The sequence below is a fragment of the Maribacter sp. UH1 genome, from assembly GCF_056839145.1.
Genome location: NZ_CM166387.1, coordinates 224,928 through 244,283 on the forward strand (window position 1 = coordinate 224,928; position 19,356 = coordinate 244,283).

21 protein-coding genes are annotated in these 19,356 nt (G+C 34.1%); 10 read left to right on the plus strand and 11 right to left on the minus strand.

Going from position 1 to position 19,356, the window contains the following annotated elements; all coding sequences use genetic code 11:
* Positions 1-82: 82 nt before the first annotated feature.
* The 3 genes from UH1x_RS01070 to UH1x_RS01080 form a co-directional block, all read right to left on the minus strand.
* Positions 83-973: a DUF6268 family outer membrane beta-barrel protein gene (locus UH1x_RS01070; RefSeq protein WP_482624433.1), complete on the minus strand. Its 891-nt coding sequence runs from the start codon at positions 971-973 to the stop codon at positions 83-85.
* Between the two features lie 273 nt (positions 974-1,246).
* Positions 1,247-1,756, minus strand: coding sequence for a hypothetical protein (locus UH1x_RS01075; protein WP_482624434.1), 510 nt, complete (start codon positions 1,754-1,756; stop codon positions 1,247-1,249).
* 5 nt (positions 1,757-1,761) lie between these two features.
* Positions 1,762-2,223: a DUF4442 domain-containing protein gene (locus UH1x_RS01080; protein WP_276472913.1), complete on the minus strand. Its 462-nt coding sequence runs from the start codon at positions 2,221-2,223 to the stop codon at positions 1,762-1,764.
* Between the two features lie 194 nt (positions 2,224-2,417).
* On the opposite strand from UH1x_RS01080, the gene UH1x_RS01085 reads away from it, so the two are divergent.
* The 7 genes from UH1x_RS01085 to UH1x_RS01115 all read left to right on the plus strand — a co-directional run bounded on the left by UH1x_RS01085 (position 2,418) and on the right by UH1x_RS01115 (position 8,778).
* Positions 2,418-2,900 carry a DUF4870 domain-containing protein gene (locus UH1x_RS01085; protein ID WP_036155328.1) on the plus strand — a complete coding sequence of 161 codons (483 nt, stop codon included), beginning with the start codon at positions 2,418-2,420 and terminating at the stop codon, positions 2,898-2,900.
* A gap of 180 nt (positions 2,901-3,080) precedes the next feature.
* Complete coding sequence (locus UH1x_RS01090; RefSeq protein ID WP_036158368.1) at positions 3,081-3,416, plus strand: PadR family transcriptional regulator; 336 nt, start codon at positions 3,081-3,083, stop codon at positions 3,414-3,416.
* A gap of 2 nt (positions 3,417-3,418) precedes the next feature.
* On the plus strand, positions 3,419-5,209 hold the full coding sequence (locus UH1x_RS01095) for a PspC domain-containing protein (protein WP_482624436.1): 1,791 nt from the start codon (positions 3,419-3,421) through the stop codon (positions 5,207-5,209).
* A 113-nt stretch (positions 5,210-5,322) separates the two neighbouring features.
* A complete protein-coding gene (locus tag UH1x_RS01100; protein WP_036155331.1) occupies positions 5,323-6,054 on the plus strand; it encodes a head GIN domain-containing protein in 732 nt (243 codons plus the stop codon).
* 91 nt (positions 6,055-6,145) lie between these two features.
* Positions 6,146-7,159 carry a dipeptide epimerase gene (locus UH1x_RS01105; RefSeq protein ID WP_482624438.1) on the plus strand — a complete coding sequence of 338 codons (1,014 nt, stop codon included), beginning with the start codon at positions 6,146-6,148 and terminating at the stop codon, positions 7,157-7,159.
* Positions 7,159-8,199: an aminotransferase class I/II-fold pyridoxal phosphate-dependent enzyme gene (locus UH1x_RS01110; protein ID WP_482624440.1), complete on the plus strand. Its 1,041-nt coding sequence runs from the start codon at positions 7,159-7,161 to the stop codon at positions 8,197-8,199. The genes UH1x_RS01105 and UH1x_RS01110 overlap by 1 nt, the downstream gene beginning before the upstream one ends.
* 132 nt (positions 8,200-8,331) lie before the next feature.
* A complete protein-coding gene (locus tag UH1x_RS01115) occupies positions 8,332-8,778 on the plus strand; it encodes a hypothetical protein (RefSeq protein WP_482624442.1) in 447 nt (148 codons plus the stop codon).
* Between the two features lie 67 nt (positions 8,779-8,845).
* Here the strand turns inward: UH1x_RS01115 and trxB are convergent, their stop codons facing one another.
* Positions 8,846-9,829 (minus strand): thioredoxin-disulfide reductase, encoded by a 984-nt coding sequence (gene trxB / locus UH1x_RS01120; protein ID WP_482624444.1) that lies wholly within the window; start codon positions 9,827-9,829, stop codon positions 8,846-8,848.
* Between the two features lie 221 nt (positions 9,830-10,050).
* Between trxB and UH1x_RS01125 the strand changes: the two genes are divergently transcribed.
* Positions 10,051-10,746, plus strand: coding sequence for a LytR/AlgR family response regulator transcription factor (locus tag UH1x_RS01125; protein ID WP_482624446.1), 696 nt, complete (start codon positions 10,051-10,053; stop codon positions 10,744-10,746).
* Positions 10,747-10,750: 4 nt separating this feature from the next.
* On the opposite strand, the gene UH1x_RS01130 is transcribed toward UH1x_RS01125, so the two are convergent.
* From UH1x_RS01130 to UH1x_RS01160, 7 genes are all read right to left on the minus strand, one after another.
* Complete coding sequence (locus tag UH1x_RS01130) at positions 10,751-11,884, minus strand: formylglycine-generating enzyme family protein (RefSeq protein WP_482624448.1); 1,134 nt, start codon at positions 11,882-11,884, stop codon at positions 10,751-10,753.
* A 61-nt stretch (positions 11,885-11,945) separates the two neighbouring features.
* Positions 11,946-13,079, minus strand: coding sequence for an amidohydrolase (locus UH1x_RS01135; protein WP_482624450.1), 1,134 nt, complete (start codon positions 13,077-13,079; stop codon positions 11,946-11,948).
* A 120-nt stretch (positions 13,080-13,199) separates the two neighbouring features.
* Positions 13,200-14,168 carry an MBL fold metallo-hydrolase gene (locus tag UH1x_RS01140; RefSeq protein WP_482624452.1) on the minus strand — a complete coding sequence of 323 codons (969 nt, stop codon included), beginning with the start codon at positions 14,166-14,168 and terminating at the stop codon, positions 13,200-13,202.
* Positions 14,169-14,326: 158 nt separating this feature from the next.
* The gene (locus tag UH1x_RS01145) at positions 14,327-15,103 is read right to left on the minus strand and encodes a DJ-1/PfpI family protein (protein ID WP_482624454.1); all 777 of its coding nucleotides are present in this window, start codon (positions 15,101-15,103) and stop codon (positions 14,327-14,329) included.
* Positions 15,104-15,107: 4 nt separating this feature from the next.
* Positions 15,108-15,611 (minus strand): RidA family protein, encoded by a 504-nt coding sequence (locus UH1x_RS01150; protein WP_482624456.1) that lies wholly within the window; start codon positions 15,609-15,611, stop codon positions 15,108-15,110.
* A gap of 81 nt (positions 15,612-15,692) precedes the next feature.
* Positions 15,693-16,259, minus strand: coding sequence for a Crp/Fnr family transcriptional regulator (locus UH1x_RS01155; protein ID WP_482624458.1), 567 nt, complete (start codon positions 16,257-16,259; stop codon positions 15,693-15,695).
* A 212-nt stretch (positions 16,260-16,471) separates the two neighbouring features.
* A complete protein-coding gene (locus UH1x_RS01160) occupies positions 16,472-17,926 on the minus strand; it encodes an aminotransferase-like domain-containing protein (protein WP_482624460.1) in 1,455 nt (484 codons plus the stop codon).
* Between the two features lie 97 nt (positions 17,927-18,023).
* Here UH1x_RS01160 and UH1x_RS01165 point away from each other — a divergent pair, with 97 nt between their 5' ends.
* Positions 18,024-18,776, plus strand: coding sequence for an SDR family NAD(P)-dependent oxidoreductase (locus UH1x_RS01165; protein ID WP_482624462.1), 753 nt, complete (start codon positions 18,024-18,026; stop codon positions 18,774-18,776).
* 2 nt (positions 18,777-18,778) lie between these two features.
* Positions 18,779-19,270: a heme-binding beta-barrel domain-containing protein gene (locus UH1x_RS01170; protein WP_482624464.1), complete on the plus strand. Its 492-nt coding sequence runs from the start codon at positions 18,779-18,781 to the stop codon at positions 19,268-19,270.
* Positions 19,271-19,356: the final 86 nt, after the last annotated feature.

Sequence of the window (19,356 nt, forward strand, 5' to 3'; positions counted from 1 at the left end):
CTTACTTTAAAAAACTAGCTCACTCAAATACTATCAAAGTGGCATGACAGAACCTACTTTTAAATTTTACAACAAGTATGTTTTAGTACACCTCTCTGTCGTTTGTCTTATTTGTGAAAGTATATTTAACCCCTACATTGAAGTAAAAACTATTAGACATATCAAAATCGTAAATTTCATTATTACTATAATCTTGTATCTGCATACGGTTATAGGCAGTGTATCCTCCTTTTGCGGTTGCGGTAAACTTTTCCCATAAACGAACATTATAGCCAAGACCAAGTAATACACTTGTTTGTCTTAATGTACCACTATAGTCTTCTTTATAGACCTCCACTTCGTCATTAATATTACCTGTAAAACCGCTTAATGTGGCAAAACCTTCAAAATCATGATTTTCTGCCAAAGTATACTTAACACGGCTATCTGGAACACCAACTTTGTAAGCCCAATTATCATTTAATCTTCTAGCATAGGTTATCACTGGTATTGGGTAGTACAGCCCGTACTTAATATCATAAGCTGCACCAAAGGTTAATATACTATTGTCTCTACCGTTATACTTACTCAGGGTAAGCATGGCATTAAAAAACAAATCATCAGATGCAATATTATCATCTCTAAAATTAGAGGATATTTGAGATTCTTGCATGGCATATATGCTCCAATCGTTTCTTAGATTTCTTTGATAGGTAAATCGTAGACTAAAAGAATTGAAAGTTTCAATTTCTCCTGTTTCAAAGGGTACATCTATATCTATGTAGCTTAATGTTGTGTTTTGTAATTTCCCTCCTACTGTAAATTTTTCTGTAGTAGTATTGATCATGGGAATGTCTGCACCAGCTTGCCATCTATAAATATCAGTTACATCACTACTTGGCAAAAACTCTGATTGTATATAAACATCATTCGTCTCTTGCCCATAAACCCAACTTACCATAACCAACATTAAAAAAATCGATACTTTCTTCATACTCTGAACAATATTTATATTATGATTACAAGAATGGTCTTAGCCATTCTATACACCATAAAAGTGAACATTATCTAAAGTATCAGCAATCTAAATATATATGTAGAAATAGTATATAGAGCAATGGGTAGATTTAATCTACCAAACAAAATATTTTAATAAATCTTAAGAAACATCTAAAACCTGAAAGTTTTAGACTCTTTTAAATCAAGAAATATACAATGAAAATCAATCAAAATATTTAAAATCAGAACATTGTAAAATACTAAGTAATCAACTGCTAATTGCCGCTAGAAGCTCCGTTGGCTTTTTTGAACCAATAAGGTATTTTTTACCATTGGTTAGAGTTAAAGCAACTCCTTTTTTACCCTTTACATTATAGACCGTACCGTACTTTTTAGTTTTTCTGATTCCGTATCCCACAAAATCATAATCGATTTTCTTAGCCTCATTAATATCACTCAGGTTGATTACTTTTTGAAAGAATAATAGATGACTAATTTTAATTTCCTTATCTGAAACCAATACTTTAAGTTTTGATAACGCCAAAAATAATATGGTAGCCACATAAATTAGTACGAATATAAATTGAACCATTGATATTCTACCTGATATCCAAGATATACTGACATTACCTGAATCGTTAGAAATAGAACCACCGTACAAACTAATTAAGGTACTTATTATACTTATAGCAGTTAAGACAATAGGCGCAAGTATAATCAACCACAACCACCATTGCGTGAATTTTTGTGTTTCCTTAAACCGTAAATCCGCTCTCATTTCTACTATTTTTTCTGCTTCAATCTAACCGTCCATTCAAACTTAAAGGTACTTACCACTACTCCATCTGTATTTACTCCTACAGATTTCATCCAAATGGTTTGTCCTTCTCCGGTAGCAATCGTTTTGTCTAAAGCTTCTTTAATTAAGTGTCCGTCTTCACAAGTAAATGTAATTCTACCTGTTGCTTTCTTTGAAAAATTTGCGGTATTGTTCGCTACCAACATAGAGATTTTCTTTCCTGTTGCTTCAATTTGGTCTATCATTAAAGCCCCGGTCGTCAATTCTGCTGCCATACCTTGAACAGCCCAAAACATAGAATTAAACGGATTCTGATTGAACCATCTGTGCTTTACCGTCACCACTGACCTGTTTTTATCTATTTCCTTTAAACGTACCCCGCACCACCATGCAGACGGTAGTTTAAAAAAGGAGAACATATTGATTTTACTAGGTGTTACCGCCATTTTATTCTAAAATTTGGATAAAAATAGCTATAATTTACACCATTCTAAAATGTTAAAATATTGTTAAATATTAGTACTATGCGTTACATAGTACCTTTTTTTAGACATATATTTGCATAGGAAGTTAATAGGTAATCAAAGTAATTGGCTTTCGCATAGTATTAAAATCAATCATCATCAGTAACGAATCAATCATGACAGAATCAGTAACAAAACACGAAAGAAACCTCTCTGCATTAATACATGCAAGTACGTTTTCTAAATTCTTTATTCCGTTTGGCAACTTCATCATTCCCTTAGTATTATGGACAGCGAACAAGAAAGAATATGAGTTTGTAGATCATAACGGTAAACAAGCTTTAAATTTTCAAATTAGTATACTACTTTACTCTATTCTTGTAGGTATGGTTAGTATTCCATTTTTCTTAGGCGGATTTTTACCTAACATTTTCGACTTTGATAATTTCGGTTTAGTGAATGTTCACAGTTTCAACAGTATCAACATCAATTTTGACACCGATGATCTATTTGGTCCGTGGATGGTTCCTGTTGCACTACTAGGTCTTGCACAATCGGCATTATTCATTATCAATATCGTGTATACTATACTGGCTACCATAAAAACAAATGAAGGAGAAGTTTTTGAATATCCTTTCACTATAAAATTTATTAAATAGCATCATCAGCTTACATTATATTGGGTATTCATCACACCCTTAAGAGTTTATTAATCAATCAAAAATCAATCAGGATGTTTATTCATCGAACAAAAAACGAACAGTTAACCTATGCAGACAACAGAGACAATGGAGCAATCTCCCGGGAAAGCGGGACTGCATAAAAAGCAAAAAGAGATTATGAATGTAGAAAATACAAAAGCACAAATGCGTAAAGGGGTTTTGGAGTATTGCATCCTGTCCATTTTAAATGGGCATGATAAATATGCTTCTGAAATCTTAGCTACGCTAAAAGATGCTAAAATGCTTGTAGTAGAAGGTACTATTTATCCGCTACTGACCAGATTAAAGAATGCAGGACTTCTAAACTACCGTTGGGAAGAATCTACTTCTGGACCGCCAAGAAAATACTATACATTAACCGAGACCGGTAAAATATTCCTTAAAGAATTAGATACCACTTGGGACGAATTAAGAAAAGCCACCAACCTGGTAACCAACTCAAAAAACAGCTAATCATGAACAAAACAGTAAATATAAATTTAGCGAACATGCTCTTCCATATAGACGAAGAGGCATACAATATAATGCGTAGGTATTTAGAATCTGTAAAACGTTCTTTTGCCAACACACCGGGCAGCGATGAAATCATTGCCGATATAGAAGCTCGTATAGCCGAACTTTTTCATGACAAATTAGAGAATGAAAGACAGGTTATCACTCAAAAAGAAGTAGATGAAGTTATTGCCATAATGGGGCAACCAGAAGATTATATGGTAGATGAGGACATCTTTGAAGATGAACCTAAAACCAAGTCTGCTTATACTAAAGAAAGAGTAAAAAAATTATATAGAGATACAGAAAAGAAATACGTTGCGGGTGTATCTGCAGGCTTAGCACATTACTTTGGCATTGACCCATTATGGATTAGATTACTTTGGATTTTCTTGACCATTTTTACATGGGGCGGATTCATCTTCATTTACGGATTACTTTGGATTCTTATTCCTGAAGCAAAAACTACGGCTCAAAAATTAGATATGAGCGGTGAAACGGTCAATATCAGTAATATTGAGCGTAAAGTTAAAGAGGGTTTTGATGACGTAGCGGATCGTGTAAAAAGTGTGGACTATGAAAAAGTAGGCGACACCGTCAAAAAAGGAGGTAAAACAATTTTTGACACCTTTGGTGATATTGTAATGTTCCTATTCAAAATCTTTGGTAAATTCATTGGTATACTTTTGGTTATCATTGGTGCCGCAACATTGATCGGTCTTTTTGTAGGCATGTTCACCGTTGGTATTTTAGATATCATCCATGTACCTGGTATTGACTTTTACAATGTCGTAAACTCTACCAACCTACCTATTTGGGTAGTATCGTTATTGGCATTTTTTGCCATTGGTATTCCGTTTTTCTTCTTAATGTATTTAGGATTAAAAATATTGGTAAACAACTTAAAGTCTATTGGTACGGTTGCTAAATTCTCTTTGTTGGGTTTATGGTTGATATCAATTATATGTTTGGTCATCTTTGGCATTAGAGAAGCTGCAGCACATGCATATACCGGTAGCACATCTGTAGAAGAGGAGATTACAACAGTAATACCAACTGATACTTTGAACATTAAATTGGTTTCTACGGACGAGTATGATCATGAAAATGATATGAACTTGGGTGATACTTACCTTTCTTACGATGAAGCGGGAAATAAAATTTTAGTTTCTGATGATGTAAGATTTCGTATTCGTAAATCTAAAGATACCCTAGTTCGTGTTCAAGTTAGAAAAGAAGCGGACGGCCCATCTAATAGAGAAGCAAAGGATATCGCCAGTCAGATCGTATATGAATATGAAGTAAGTGGTAATACGATTTCTTTTGATGACTTTTTAACCACACAGGTTCCTAAGTTTAAAGATCAAGAAGTTCGTGTAAACATATTTTTACCGGTAGGAACTATTCTAACTTATGACCAGACAAATTCTAGAGATTGGATTACGACCGTTAATACTGATAGAGATGTTGAAGGCCTAGAAGGCTATATCTGGAAAATGACCGAAAGCGGAGAGCTTGAATGTCTAGACTGTCCTGAATTTATTGAAATGGAAGATGAAGATGACGACAGCTCTAATCGCATCAACATCAATGAAAATGGTATAGACATTAATATCAACGATAATGGTGATAAAGGAAAAATCATCATCAACGAAAATGGAATAGACATTGACGTTAACGATAATGGAGAATCATTTAAAATGAAGTTAGACGAGAACGGTGTAAAGGTTGACACAAACGATAGTATCAATTAATTACAATTCAGACCTCTAAAACAACAATTCAGTATTTAATAGTAGTAAGAGAATAGAAAAACAATCATTTTTACATCATCATAATATATTAATCAATCAAAAAACGAACAATCATGACAACTTTAGTAAGAATAACAGTAGCACTCGTATTAGCCCTATTACTTTCATCTTGTGGCTTTGACATTAACTTCGGCGATTTTGGATCTGGTGAAAAAGGCAATGGCGTAGTCGTTGAAGAAACTAGGGAAATTACCGGTGAGTTCACAGAAGTTTCCAGTTCAGAAGGTTTAGAAGTATTTGTTACCCAAGGATCTGATTTTGATATTGCAGTTGAGGCAGATGAAAATATCATTGACTTAATCGGTACCGATATTAAAAACGGAAAACTAAGAATTCACAGTATTGAGAATATTGGTAGAGCAACCAAAAAAGTATACGTAACCATGCCTAATGTAACCAGCTTACGTGCATCTAGTGGAGCTCACTTAACTACTGAAAATAAAATTCAGTCAGATAAATTAGAGGTAGATGCAAGTAGCGGTGCCATTATCAATGCAACCGTGCTTGTTACCAATATGGATATAGATGCCAGTAGCGGTGCAAATATCTCTTTAGAAGGTACAGCAAAAGAAGTTTATGTAGACGCAAGTAGCGGAGCAAATATTAGAGCCAAAGACTTAACAACTTTAGTTGCTAATGCAGATGCTAGTAGTGGTGCAAATATTAGCATTGATGTTACAGACAATTTAACAGCTGAAGCTTCTAGTGGCGCTAATATATCATACAAAGGTGATCCTTCTGTTCAAAAGAACAAATCGGTTTCTGGTAGCGTGCACAAATACTAAAAATCACATCAATCAATTCAACTTTAAAACCCGCTGAAATATCAGCGGGTTTTCATTTTTTAGTTAATGAACTCATCTGTATATTAGTAGTATGCAAGTACACTTAAAAAAATATACATTACCATTAAAGCACACCTTCAGTATTTCAAGAGAATCTCATGATTTTCAAGATACTATGATTGCTTCTTTAACTTTAGACGGAAAAACAGGATATGGAGAGGCGACCTCTAATCCGTATTACAAAATTACCACGCAGAGTATGATGGATGAAATTAACGCCATATCCTCTGAAATAGCAGCATTTGAATTCACAAAGCCAGAAGTCTTTCATGCATTTTTAATAAGTAAAGGGTTATCTAATTTCGCTATCTGCGCTTTAGACTTGGCTGCTCATGACCTGTATGGAAAATTACTAGGTAAGCCGCTATATGAAATTTGGGGTACCAGTATTGAAAAATACCCTACTACAAATTACACTATTGGTATTGCATCAATTGACATTATGTTAGCCAAAATGCAGGAGATGCCCTGGCCTATTTATAAAATAAAATTAGGCACTAGTGATGATGTTGCTATTGTTCGCGAATTACGAAAACATACAGATGCTATCTTTAGAATAGATGCCAATTGTGCTTGGACGGCAGAAGAAACTATTTTTAACGCTCCGCTCTTAAAAGATTTGGGAGTGGAATTTTTAGAACAACCATTAAAAGCTGATGATTGGTCTGGTATGGAAGAGGTTATGCACCATAGTGTGTTACCCGTAATTGCCGATGAAAGTTGTATTGTAGAAAGCGATGTAGAAAAATGTGCGCTACATTTTAGTGGTGTAAATATTAAACTGACCAAGTGTGGCGGACTCACCCCTGCCCTACGTATGATAAAAAAGGCCAAGGAATTAGGTATTAGTGTTATGGTTGGTTGCATGACAGAATCTACCGTAGGCATTTCAGCTATAGCGCAGTTGATTCCGCAATTAGATTATGTAGATATGGACGGTGCTTTATTATTAAAAAGTGATATTGCTACGGGAGTTCATATTGAACCTAACGGTAAAGTTATTTTCTCAAAACTTGCCGGTAGCGGTATACAATTGTTAGATTGATGTTTACGATTGATGAATTTCCTGATAGAACTATTGTCATAAACGGTAAAGAATACCTATACTTTGGTGGTACCTCCTATTTAGGATTACAGACCGATGCTGATTTCCAGTCCATATTCATCAAGAACATCAAAAAATATGGCACAGCTTACAGTGCTTCCCGTAAATCTAATATTAGAATTTCCATCTTTGATGAAGTTGATGCCCACCTAGCAGAAATAGCGGTTAGTGAAAGTTGTGTAACCGTGTCCTCTGGGTATTTAGCAGGACAATTGGTTTGTGATTATTTCAGTAATAACGATTATCAGTTATTCTATGCCCCTAATACACACTCGGCATTATACAGAAACAAACAAAAGGTATTTGAACAGTGGAACGACCTAGAATTTGCCCTCGATAAAAAAACTTCGAAATCTCCCGTACTTTTTCTAGATAGTATTGACTTTCATGGCGATAATTATCCCGATTATACTTTCCTTAAAAATCTCGACTTAACCGATATTATTCTTGTCGTAGATGATTCTCACGGAATTGGAATTACCGGAAAAGATGGCGGTGGCAGTTTTAGGTTTTTACAAACACTTCAACCAAAAGAGCTATTGGTTTCTTGCTCATTAGGAAAAGGGTTCGGTATTCAAGCTGGTGCAATATTTGGCAGTAATAATATAATTAATGCGTTAAAAAACACACAGTTTTTCGGAGGTGCAAGTCCCGCAACACCTGCTTCTTTAGCAACTTTGAAGGATGCTGAAGAACTTATCAGTTCTAAAAGAGCTCAATTATATAAGAATACCGAGCTTTTCATATCAAAATTATCAGATTCCTCAATTTTTGTATTTGCAAAAGGGCACCCTACCTTTAATTTTCAAAATGAAGCATTAGCCAATTATTTAGAGGATAATGGTATTATAGTAACCAACTTTAGATATCCTACAGAAAATGATTCTCTCATGAGTCGTATAGTTTTAAGCGCTTCTCACACAAAAACAGACATTTTAAACCTTTGCGCTATTCTTAACTCACACTCTCTAAATCTATAGTAATTATTATAATTACCTATATATCATTATGTTATTCTTAATATTAGCGTATATTTTTTATTAAATTCTGATATTTAATTCGTATCTTTTTACTACACATTCAACTCTTTTATTAACTAACACCTTATCACTATGAAAAAAATTATAGGTTTGGTATTGTTGATGCTCATATTGGTTTCAGCAGCCTCTACAAATTCTATCAATGAAAACTACATGCACACCATACAAGGTACTTGGGAGCTAGAAAGTTTTTATAATTACGACGGACAACAAGTTATTGACACCGTACCTACAGCAGATGGGTATAGACAGGTTAAAATGTACTACAACGGTAAGATTATGTGGTCTAGATATGTACCAGTAGACAAAGTAGGTAGATTTGGTTACGGCACATATAATATCACAGATGACCAACTCATGGAAACTTTGGAATACGGAGATAACGAAATGATACAAGCTATGGATACCATGCGCATTTTCACCTTTGAACTTCAACTTAGTGATGACAGGTTCAGTCAAATTAGCTTGGATGAAGAAGGAAACAGAACCTTTTCTGAAAACTACGTAAGAATAGACTAACTAAAATCAATCTAAAAAAAGAGCCCATTCAAATGAATGGGCTCTTACTTATATATAAAATTATCTTTTACAATTTATATTGGTCTGCAACTGCTTCTTCAACAGAACCAATAGAAGCTAAATAGCGTTCTGCATCTAAAGCTGCCATACAACCTGATCCAGCTGCCGTAACTGCTTGTCTGTACTCTTTATCTTGTGCATCTCCACTTGCGAAAACACCTGGCAAATTAGTTTTTGTAGACTTACCTTGTGTAATAAGGTAACCTGTTTCATCCATATCTAATTGACCTTTAAAAATATCGGTATTCGGTTTATGACCGATTGCGATAAATATACCCGTAATAGCTATTTCTTCTTTTTCGCCTGTTTGATTGTTTATCATTCGTAAACCTTCAACAACTTGGTCTCCTAAAACTTCGTCTACTTCTGTATTGTAACGTACATCTATATTCTTAATGCTATGCACTCTATGTTGCATTGCTTTGGAAGCTCTCATTTCATCTCTACGTACCAACATTGTTACTTTGTTACAAATGTTAGCCAAGTAAGATGCTTCTTCTGCCGCAGTATCACCCGCACCAACAATTGCCACATCTTGTCCTTTATAGAAAAAGCCGTCACAAACCGCACAAGCAGATACCCCGCCGCCACGTAAACGTTGCTCACTAGGTATATTTAAATATTTAGCGGATGCTCCTGTAGAAATAATGATAGTCTCAGCTTCTATTTGCTTGTCATTATCTGCAACTACCTTATGTATACCTCCTTTTTCCTTTGAAAACTCTACCGAAGTAATCATACCAATTCTTACTTCCGTACCAAAACGTTCAGCTTGTTGTTGCAATTGTACCATCATCGTAGGTCCGTCAATACCCTCTGGATATCCTGGAAAGTTATCTACTTCAGTTGTGGTGGTCAATTGACCTCCTGGCTCCATACCTGTATACATAACAGGTTTTAAATCTGCACGGGCAGCATATATTGCAGCTGTATACCCTGCAGGACCAGATCCTATAATCAATGTTTTTACACGTTCTATTTTTTCAGACATAATATCAAGTGGTTGTATTAAATTCTCTACTACAAAAGTAGGTTTTTGAGCTAAAAACTTACAATATAGTTATCAAAAGTTTTTATACGAATATTAGCTATGAAGATAACTATTTACTATTTTTCGCCTGTTTTTCTAACTTTAAGATAGTATTAAATTAAGAAAAAATGAACTTTCCCCCATTCTTTACGTATGTATAGTAGAACTTATATTGATATCGAATGAAAACCTTTAAATGTGCTATTATAGAAGATTCCAACACGCAAAGGAAACTTCTAGAGCAAATTATTGATAAAAATAAAAACTTGAAACTTGTACATTCTTCAAGTGCAACTAGTGAGAGTTTGGTTCAGGTAAATGAGCTGACGGTAGATTTTTTGTTTCTTGATATTGAAATGCCAGTTATGAACGGATTTGAGTTTTTAGCCGGATTGAAAATAACCCCACAAGTTATAATCACCAGTCATGACCAAAAATATGCTCTTGAAGCCTTTGAGTTCAATGTTACTGATTTTCTCTTAAAACCATACAGCACTGCTAGATTTGATGCCGCTATTACCAAAGCTATTGATAAGATAAAGTCTATTAAAAAGAAACAACCGGAAAGTAAATTAGTAGTAAAACACAATCTTAAACAAGTTGAACTTAATGTGCATGGTATTTTATATGTGGAAGCATTGGGCGATTATGTAAAAGTAGTGACAGAAGAACGTAACTACATTATCCTCTCTACTATGAATGCTTTTAATAAAAGACTTGGCTCTGAGAATTTTATACGAATTCATAAATCGTATATTGTTAATTTAAAAATGGTAGAGCGCTATAACCACGAATTCATTGAAATCAAAAACAAGAAAATTCCGATTAGCCGAGCTAAAATTGTAGAATTAGACCAGCTATTAAATTGTCTAGATTAAGGTATTATTCAGCTATCATATCAACTGTTGCCACGGTTCTAAACCCGGTATGCTCTAAAGAAGAATCCATACTAGACCCCATTCTAGCAGATACTCGGTAACTAGCACAATAGGATTCACTACACAAGAATGAACCACCTTTTATGACACGTTCTTTTGCTAGTGGATTATTTGGTGTAAACGGACTATCTGCTCCTTTAGGATTCACCAATACTGTATTTGTAGCTTTTGTTTCTTTATAGTAATTAGTATTATACCAATCACTCGTCCATTCCCAAACATTACCTGCCATGTCGTACAGTCCATATGCATTTGGTGGATATGATTTTACCGGCGCACGCAACTCAAAACCGTCCGCAACTGGGTTTTCTACTGGAAACTCGCCCTCCCAAGTATTTGCTTTTTCTTCTAAAACAGATACATCATCGCCCCAATTGTAGATGGTGCCATAAGAACCTGCTCTAGATGCCAATTCCCACTCCGCTTCTGTTGGTAAACGTTTATTTGCCCATTCGCAATATGCCAGCGCATCTTCATAAGATACTTGTACCACCGGGTAATTATCTTTGCCCTTAATACTACTTTTGGGCCCGTTTGGGTGTTTCCAATCCGCACCAATGGTCCAGTTCCACCACTGAGAGAAATCATATGAATTAGGTACCGAAGATTTTGCTTTTTTAAACGTCAACGAACCTGGTTTTAGAATAGAGTCATGTGGTCTTTCAGTCCCAGCAGGCACTTGCTTTTTTAACTCTTCCCAATCTATTCCCCTTTCTGCAACCGTAACATAACCTGTAGCTTTTACAAATGCGGCAAATTGTGCGTTGGTTACTTCTGTGGCATCCATAAAAAATCCGTCAACTATAACATCTATAGCCGGTTTTTCATGATCCATTGCAATTTTATCGCCGTTTACCGCTCCTTGTTTAAAAGTTGCCCCAGAAACCCAGACCATGCCTTCTGGCGTGGTAACTCCTTCAGGTTTTTCACCTAACACTGTATGTTCAACTGTAGGAGCACGCTTTTCTACCTTGGCTTTTGCTTCTTCTTTTAATACGTTCTTCTTGGTTTCTGGCTTACAGTTAACCATACTTAATAACAGCAAACCCAAGCCTAAAAACTGTACTTTTTTATTCATACCCTAAATATACTTTCTCCTATTTAAATTCTGATATTTTATATGAATTTAACGTATTGGACTAATTCTCTAAAACTTCAGAAATCAAGCCTTTAAACATTAAGAATCCGGTATTTATTAACTCATCGGGGAAATCGTAATCGGAATGATGCAAGGCTGGTTGATGCTCCCCTGCTCCTATACCAAAAATGGCACTTTTGTATTTAGATGAAAACCATCCAAAATCTTCTCCAAATTTTAATGCCCTCGGATGTTTAACTAACGTAATATGTTGTTGATTCGCTACTTTTCTGATTATTGTTACACACTCGGTGTTATTATCCGAAGCCGGAAAAAATTCAAACCAACCCATTTCCGCTTTTAATTCGTGTTTGCTAGATATAGTACCTACAAGCTGCTTTATTTTTTCTTCTAAAGTTGTCATTACAGCACCGCTCCAAGTGCGTATGGTATAATGTAGTTCTGCATTTTCAGGAGATATACCATAATTCTTTTCTCCTAAATCAATACAAATGGGAGTTAACAGCGCAAAGTTTTCACTGTTTACATTCGTATCTGCTAAAGCATGTATTTCCTGAACTAATTCAGCTACTGCAATTGCAGGATTCACTCCATTTTCTGGCTCAGAAGCATGGGATTTTTTTCCGGTTAATTGAATGCTGAAGCTTTGTACCGTTGCGGTAAAGTAACCTGATTTTACAATGACAGAATGCATCTTTTCTCCAGGCAGGTTGTGCAGTGCAAAAACATAATCTGGATCGAGGTTAAAAAATCGCTCATCTTCTAAAACCTTAGCAGCACCTTTTCCTGTTTCTTCGGCAGGTTGAAAAAGTAATACCACTTTTCCTTTTTTAAACTCAGCTACCGACAACCACTCAGCTAACCCAGCTACTATAGTCATATGACCGTCATGACCGCATTTATGAGACACTCCGTAATTATCAGATTTATACTCAAATGTATTCGCTTCAATTATCGGTAAGGCATCTAACTCGCAACGTATAGCAACGGTTGGTCCATTTTCTTCAAATTCAAAAACAACCGCTACCCCTGCCCCACCAATACCGCTAATAATTTCCGAAGGGTTATATTCTTTTACAAATTCAATAATACGTTTTGCCGTGTTATGCTCTTTACCTGAAAGCTCAGGGTTTTGGTGTAGTTGTTTTCGAAGCTGAACCAAGGTTTTATTCATAGATTTAAATATACTTATTATAACCAAAAACAAAGGCTATCTGGGGCTAGTATATTCAATATGAGAAAATTGATTTTTTGAAATTTTTATCTAAACCGGAAAATTAGATTTTCACTGTTCCTACAATTCAAACACATCATTGATTCGTCCTATTTTAAAACCTTTATCAAGTACCTTTTGGGTTTCTTCACTATTAGGATTCAATAACGGATTTGTATGGTTGAAATGAATAAAAACTATCTTACTTTTCTCCTTATCATTCAACCCTTTAAACTTCTCTAAACTTTCAACCACAAAGGGATGCGGTATTTCACTAATATCTCTACTATTAATTTCCTTTCCACTATAAAAAGTAGCATCCAAAAATGCATAGTCTACCTTTTGAATTTCTTCTACGATATCTTTTTTCCACTTATCCCATTTATCGATATCAGGAATAAATAGGGCACTTTTATTCGGACCTTGAATACGATACCCTACCGTTTCTGAATACTCATCTCTGTGCGGTACTAAAAACGGCGTTATCATAATTTCTTGCGACAGCTCAACCGCATTTTGATCAACCATTGCGCTAAGAACCACATTTTCTCTTTTTACAAGCTGATCCCATGGTCCATTGTTAAGAAGAAATTCCTCCATTTTTGGCACAACATAAATTGGAGTCGCGTTAGCGTCCATAGCCTCTTTGCCCAAATACATTAAACCGGTGTAATGCCCAATGTGGGCATGAGTTAGAAAAATACCATCTACTACTTCATTATCGCTTTTGGGTTCATATTGCGTAAGCATTTTCATTTGCTGGGCAATATCTGGAGTAGCATCAAAAAGATAGGTTTTCTGATTGTCGGTATCTATTACACCTAATGACACAACTCGTCTCTTAGTATCCGGATTTTCAAAAAGCGCTGCACAACACTCTTTTTTGCAAGCAATTTGAGGAGAACCAGCATCTTGAACATTACCTAGAATTACAATGGAGGTATTTTCAACACCACTACTTTCATCCTGTTCAACCGTTTGTTTAGGTGTTGATTTATTAGAACAAGAGAGGAATATCAATAGGATAAAAACTAGAGTGTACTTATTCATTTTTTTATTAAAATCTACCAGCTAGTTAAAGCTTTTGTTGCAATATTTTTTGAAATCAGCTTAGGCTATAAAAGTAATGTATAAGTTAGCATATACTGATAGAATAATTATAAAATCAAAAACTTCTTTAAGCTCATATTTGAGAACATAATACCTATTTAATACTCTTCTAATGCTTGTAAATAAAGCCTATTGAAACTACTACTAGAAAATGGATTCTGACTGGTTACTAAATTTCTATCCTTTACCGCAAAATTTGCTTTCGGTAGACCGCTTTTATATTTAAGACCTAGTTTCTTCAATTGTTTGGCTATTTTTCTATTTGAAGGTTTACCTTTCATTATAAATTTTTCAATAACAAATTCTTCTATGGGAGAAACGGAATTGACCTTGTAGCCTATATACGGGTTTTCATCAATTGGTATAGTAAGTAGTAAGCTTGGAGCGTGACAAATGAGTCCCGTAGGTCTATTGTCTTTTGCAAATTGCTTTAGCAAAATCGGAATATATGCATCATACATTAAATCCATCATTAATCCTTGGCCACCAGGTATGAGCAAACCAATATAATCACTCTCATTTTCAATAGCCCTTTCAAGGGTTATAGGGTTGTTATAAGCACTGTCTTTTTTGACAAACGCTAAAGCTTCATTCTTGACTTCTATCTGGTTCTTCCAGTATTTGTCATTTATACTTTCTTCATCAATTGTAGAAATGAGTCCGTTAGGCGTTGCAAACTCTACCCTATATCCATGCGCAACTACAGATTTGTAAGCCAAGTAAAACTCATTTAAAAAAACACCTGTTTGCCTTTTTTTCTGTCCATTATTAAGTTCTAAAGTATCAGCTGCGCTAAGAACAAACAATACTTTTTTATTTTGTGAAGCAATTGAAATACTAGCCATAAAAGTCGTTATTAATATTAGTATTTTCATAAAACTATTTGGCAGCAATAATTTCTATTTCTATTAAACAATTAGGTGCTGTAGCGAGTAGTGGCACCGGGACTATGGTGCTAGCCGGAAAATTTTTAACTCTCCATTCTTTAGCTGCAACATGAACCAATATTTCTTTTTTCTCTGGAGTAAAATCAACAATATAAACCGTCTGCTTTACTACGTCATTTAATGATAATCCTGCAGCATTAAGAGCAGCTTTAACATTAACTACGGTTTTACTTACTTGCTCTTTAAAGTCTTTGGAAATTAATTTACCGTCACTATCTGAAGCCCATTGACCAGAAAAATAATAGTGTTCTTTTCCTTGTGGTATCTTTACAACATGTGAAAATCCGTTTTGCTGCGGATTAAATAATTCATTAGGATTGATAAAACTGATTTCTTCCTTTTCCATCGTATTCGCTTTTTTAGAGGTTACATTTTCTGATGCTGTACACGCCAACAAAACGGTTAGCATTAGAATAGAAACTATTCTTTGTATCATATTTATTATTTAAATGATGAAACAAAGTAAGTACACCCTTTATTGGAATACATTTACGTATGTAAAGAAAACTTATCCAGCTTATTTCTGACTTCTAATACGGCTAAGTTGTGTTGGAGTAATACCAAGGTAAGATGCTATTTGGTATTGAGGAATTAGTTGTTCTAATTGTGGATATTCTTTTTGAAATATCGCATATCTTTTATTGGCATCAAGCAGTACTATTTCTACTTCACGTTTTTCTTTGTCAACAAAATAGCCTTCTGCTATCTTTCTCAAAAGCCTTTCCAAATCTTGATGTTGATTTAATAGTGCAGTTATCCTTTTGTAGTCACCAATGAGCAATTCACAATCTGTTAGAGCTTGTTGATTTATTTTGTTTGGTTGTTGACTTACCAATGAGGAATACCCTCCAACCATATTATTTTGAACAAAGAAATGTTTGTTGTATTCAGAACCTTCATTATTTCTATAAAAGGCTCTAATGACACCCCTTTTAAGAAATCCCACTTTTGTAGCGATATCACCACTCTTAACAAAATAGTCTCCTTTTTTTAATGAGTGTTCTCTAAAAACACTTTTCACCGCAAGCCAAGTAGACTCTTCAATTGGTGAAATGGTATTAAAAAAGGTGTGTAATTCTTTCAAATTTTGGTGTTTTCAGAAATTGTTATCAACGTTTAATGTACGAAACGTAGGACATATTATAAGCGATACGTTGCGGTTTGGTACTAAGCCAAATATAATATTTTGCTTTTATCTTTTTTTGTTGAAAATGCCAAGTTTTATATTTGGCGACTTTTATAAATAAACACAGACCTTTCGAAAAGCCTAAACCGCCCTATGTTTTTTATACATTGCTAGTGGTAGTTTTTTTTTGTTATCACATGCTTTCTCGCTAAGTTGCCAATTTGTTTTAGTGCACCATCTATTTTTTCATTATATGGCTTAGAATAGCTTATTCTAATAAAATTTTTATAATATCCATTTGCTGAAAAAATTTCGCCTGGAGTAATTAGAATTTTTTCTTTCAACACTTTTCTATAAAATTCGTAACCATCAAAAGACGCTGAAAATTCTATCCAAAAAACATATCCACCCTTCGGAATTTCAATATTAATTTCAGAAGGAAAGTAATTTAAAATTGCATTTCCATATTTTAACATATTCAAATGCAGCTGTTTTCTAAGATTTTTTAAATTCAAGTCAAAACGACCTGTTTTCATAAAATCTACTAAAGCTGCTTGTGTAATACTATTTGTGCTTAAAGATAATAGGCGTTTTTGCTTAGCAAATTCTTGTGATTTTCGTCCAGTTATACAATACCCAATTCTAAATCCGGGAGCTAGAGTTTTTGAAAAGGAAGAACAATAATAGACAATACCTTCTGTATCAAACTGCTTTAAAGTAGTTGGCTTATTCTTTTCAAAATATAGATCGCCATAAACATCATCTTCTATAATATTAATGTTATTTTGTGTTGCTATAGATACAATTTTTTGTTTGGCAGAAGTATCTAAGGTTGCCCCGGTAGGGTTGTGGAAATTAGAAGTGATTAAACATAAAGAAATTTTCTTCTCAATTAATACCTGTTCAAAAGCTTTACTGTCAAAATTCAATGATTGGTTAAAGTCATATGTATGTATATTAACATTCTTGTTTTTTAATAATGAAATGATATTATAATAACTAGAGTCTGCTATTAGAATATTATCTCCGTTTTCAGTTAAAATATTTATACATATTCCAATCGCTTCTAAACAACCAGCTGTAATTACTACATCATCAACTGGGTTGACTTTACTTCCTCTAATGGTTTGCAATATTATTTGCTTGCGCAATTCAATAGAACCAATGGGATTTTCATATGGAATTAAATTATACTTTTCGTGTAAGATAGAAGTTTGTAGCGATTTATATAATTTCTTTATGGGTAGCATTTCTACTGAGGGAGTTGCGGAGCTAAAATCGACCTTAATATCACCTAATTTTGAGCGTTCCATTTCCTCTATCATTTCATCTACATTTTTTGCCTTTGTAGCTGAATTTTTAGTGCTAGTGACTTTTTCATTTAAGTGTTTTACTTTTTTTAATTGCGTTGCACTTAAACTTACATAGTAACCCGATTTATTTCTAGCTTCTATTAAACCTTTAGCTTCAAGTTCGTAGTAGGCTTTGAATACAGTAGATGGACTCACCGCAAATTCATTACAGGCTGCTCTTACAGAGGGTAATTTATGACCAACTTCAAATATTCCACGATGAATTTTTTCTTCAATGGATTGTGCTATTTTTTCAAACTTAAAATTATTCATAACAGTAAATCTGATATGGTGTAAATATAAAAATCTGAATCTGTTTTTTTCTATTTAAAAGTTAGAATTTTGGCACTTAATTTAAACTTTAAGACAGATGAATAGAATAGCTTTTATAACAGGTGCATCATCAGGTATTGGTATGGCGACTGCCAATATTTTTGCAAAGAATAATATAGACTTAATTATTTGTGGTCGAAGCAGAGAAAAACTAGAACAATTAGCATCGACACTTAGCGAGCATGTAAAAGTACATGTCTTATGTTTTGATGTTCAAAATTTTGAAGAAACAAAAGATAACATCGATAGCTTACCTGAATATTTTAAGAATGTAGACATTTTAGTAAATAATGCAGGTGGAGCTCATGGTTTGTGTAGCTTTATTAATAGTGAAATTACTGATTTAGAAAAAACAATTGATTCCAATGTAAAAGGACTACTCTATATTTCAAAATTGATAATTCCCTATATGATTTCCAATAATAAAGGTCAAATAATTAATATGAGTTCGATTGCAGGAAAACAAGCATATCAGAACGGAATGGTTTATTGTGCTTCCAAAGCTGCTGTAGAATCAATTAGTAATAGCATGCGTTTAGAACTTGTTCCATTTGGGATAAAGGTTACAAATATAGCTCCAGGAGCGGTGAATACAGAATTTTCATTAACCCGTTTTAAAGGAGATAAAAAAAGTGCGGATGCTGTTTATAAAAATTACCAACCCTTAGTTGCCGAAGATATAGCAAAATCTATTTTTTATTGTATTGATTTACCGAAACATGTTCAAATTGCCGATATGACCATTTTTCCTTCAGCGCAAAGCGCTGCAACAACAATTTATAAAAGTTAGATATGAACGAATTTAGTTTTGAGTCGTTTGCTAACAGTATTGTTGGTACTTGGAAAGGTGAAGGTTCAGGAATATTTCCAACAATTAAAAATTTTGAGTTTATAGAGCATTTAGTGTTTAAAAAGGATGAGGAAAGGGCTGTTATTCATTATGAACAAAGAACTTGGCTTAAACCAAGTTCATCACAAAAAAGAAGAAGCTCTCATTGGGAATCTGGGTTTATTTCATTCGAAAATGATGAACAACTTTTTATGAACAATGTACATGAAAATGGTAGAATGGAGTGTATGAATTTGAATGAAATTAAGGTATCAAAAGATTCTTATCAGCTTTTATTCGAATCAAGATTAATTATTAATGATGAAAGGATGCAAACTTCTAAAAGAGAATGGATTTTTAATGATGGAAAATTGAACTATGAAATGTTTATGGGAACAAAAACAGTAAAACAACAACAATTACATCTTAGTGCCTGTTTAATTAAAGAAAGGTAGTCATTTTGGGACTTATTTGCGAAAGTCAATTTCTAAGTAATGGTCTATATTTTTCTTAAATTACCACCGCTTGAGCTAAGCGTAGT

Excerpts from the sequence above, each read along its gene's own strand:
- UH1x_RS01090 (WP_036158368.1), top strand. The coding sequence starts at position 3,081 with ATGAATGTAGAAAATACAAAAGCACAAATGCGTAAAGGGGTTTTGGAG.
- UH1x_RS01130 (WP_482624448.1), bottom strand. The coding sequence starts at position 11,884 with ATGAATAAAAAAGTACAGTTTTTAGGCTTGGGTTTGCTGTTATTAAGT.
- UH1x_RS01085 (WP_036155328.1), top strand. The coding sequence starts at position 2,418 with ATGACAGAATCAGTAACAAAACACGAAAGAAACCTCTCTGCATTAATA.
- UH1x_RS01075 (WP_482624434.1), bottom strand. The coding sequence starts at position 1,756 with ATGAGAGCGGATTTACGGTTTAAGGAAACACAAAAATTCACGCAATGG.
- UH1x_RS01110 (WP_482624440.1), top strand. The coding sequence starts at position 7,159 with ATGTTTACGATTGATGAATTTCCTGATAGAACTATTGTCATAAACGGT.
- UH1x_RS01160 (WP_482624460.1), bottom strand. The coding sequence starts at position 17,926 with ATGAATAATTTTAAGTTTGAAAAAATAGCACAATCCATTGAAGAAAAA.
- UH1x_RS01100 (WP_036155331.1), top strand. The coding sequence starts at position 5,323 with ATGACAACTTTAGTAAGAATAACAGTAGCACTCGTATTAGCCCTATTA.
- UH1x_RS01080 (WP_276472913.1), bottom strand. The coding sequence starts at position 2,223 with ATGGCGGTAACACCTAGTAAAATCAATATGTTCTCCTTTTTTAAACTA.
- UH1x_RS01135 (WP_482624450.1), bottom strand. The coding sequence starts at position 13,079 with ATGAATAAAACCTTGGTTCAGCTTCGAAAACAACTACACCAAAACCCT.
- UH1x_RS01070 (WP_482624433.1), bottom strand. The coding sequence starts at position 973 with ATGAAGAAAGTATCGATTTTTTTAATGTTGGTTATGGTAAGTTGGGTT.
- UH1x_RS01150 (WP_482624456.1), bottom strand. The coding sequence starts at position 15,611 with ATGATACAAAGAATAGTTTCTATTCTAATGCTAACCGTTTTGTTGGCG.
- UH1x_RS01140 (WP_482624452.1), bottom strand. The coding sequence starts at position 14,168 with ATGAATAAGTACACTCTAGTTTTTATCCTATTGATATTCCTCTCTTGT.
- UH1x_RS01115 (WP_482624442.1), top strand. The coding sequence starts at position 8,332 with ATGAAAAAAATTATAGGTTTGGTATTGTTGATGCTCATATTGGTTTCA.
- UH1x_RS01095 (WP_482624436.1), top strand. The coding sequence starts at position 3,419 with ATGAACAAAACAGTAAATATAAATTTAGCGAACATGCTCTTCCATATA.
- UH1x_RS01170 (WP_482624464.1), top strand. The coding sequence starts at position 18,779 with ATGAACGAATTTAGTTTTGAGTCGTTTGCTAACAGTATTGTTGGTACT.
- trxB (WP_482624444.1), bottom strand. The coding sequence starts at position 9,829 with ATGTCTGAAAAAATAGAACGTGTAAAAACATTGATTATAGGATCTGGT.
- UH1x_RS01125 (WP_482624446.1), top strand. The coding sequence starts at position 10,051 with ATGAAAACCTTTAAATGTGCTATTATAGAAGATTCCAACACGCAAAGG.
- UH1x_RS01145 (WP_482624454.1), bottom strand. The coding sequence starts at position 15,103 with ATGAAAATACTAATATTAATAACGACTTTTATGGCTAGTATTTCAATT.
- UH1x_RS01105 (WP_482624438.1), top strand. The coding sequence starts at position 6,146 with ATGCAAGTACACTTAAAAAAATATACATTACCATTAAAGCACACCTTC.
- UH1x_RS01165 (WP_482624462.1), top strand. The coding sequence starts at position 18,024 with ATGAATAGAATAGCTTTTATAACAGGTGCATCATCAGGTATTGGTATG.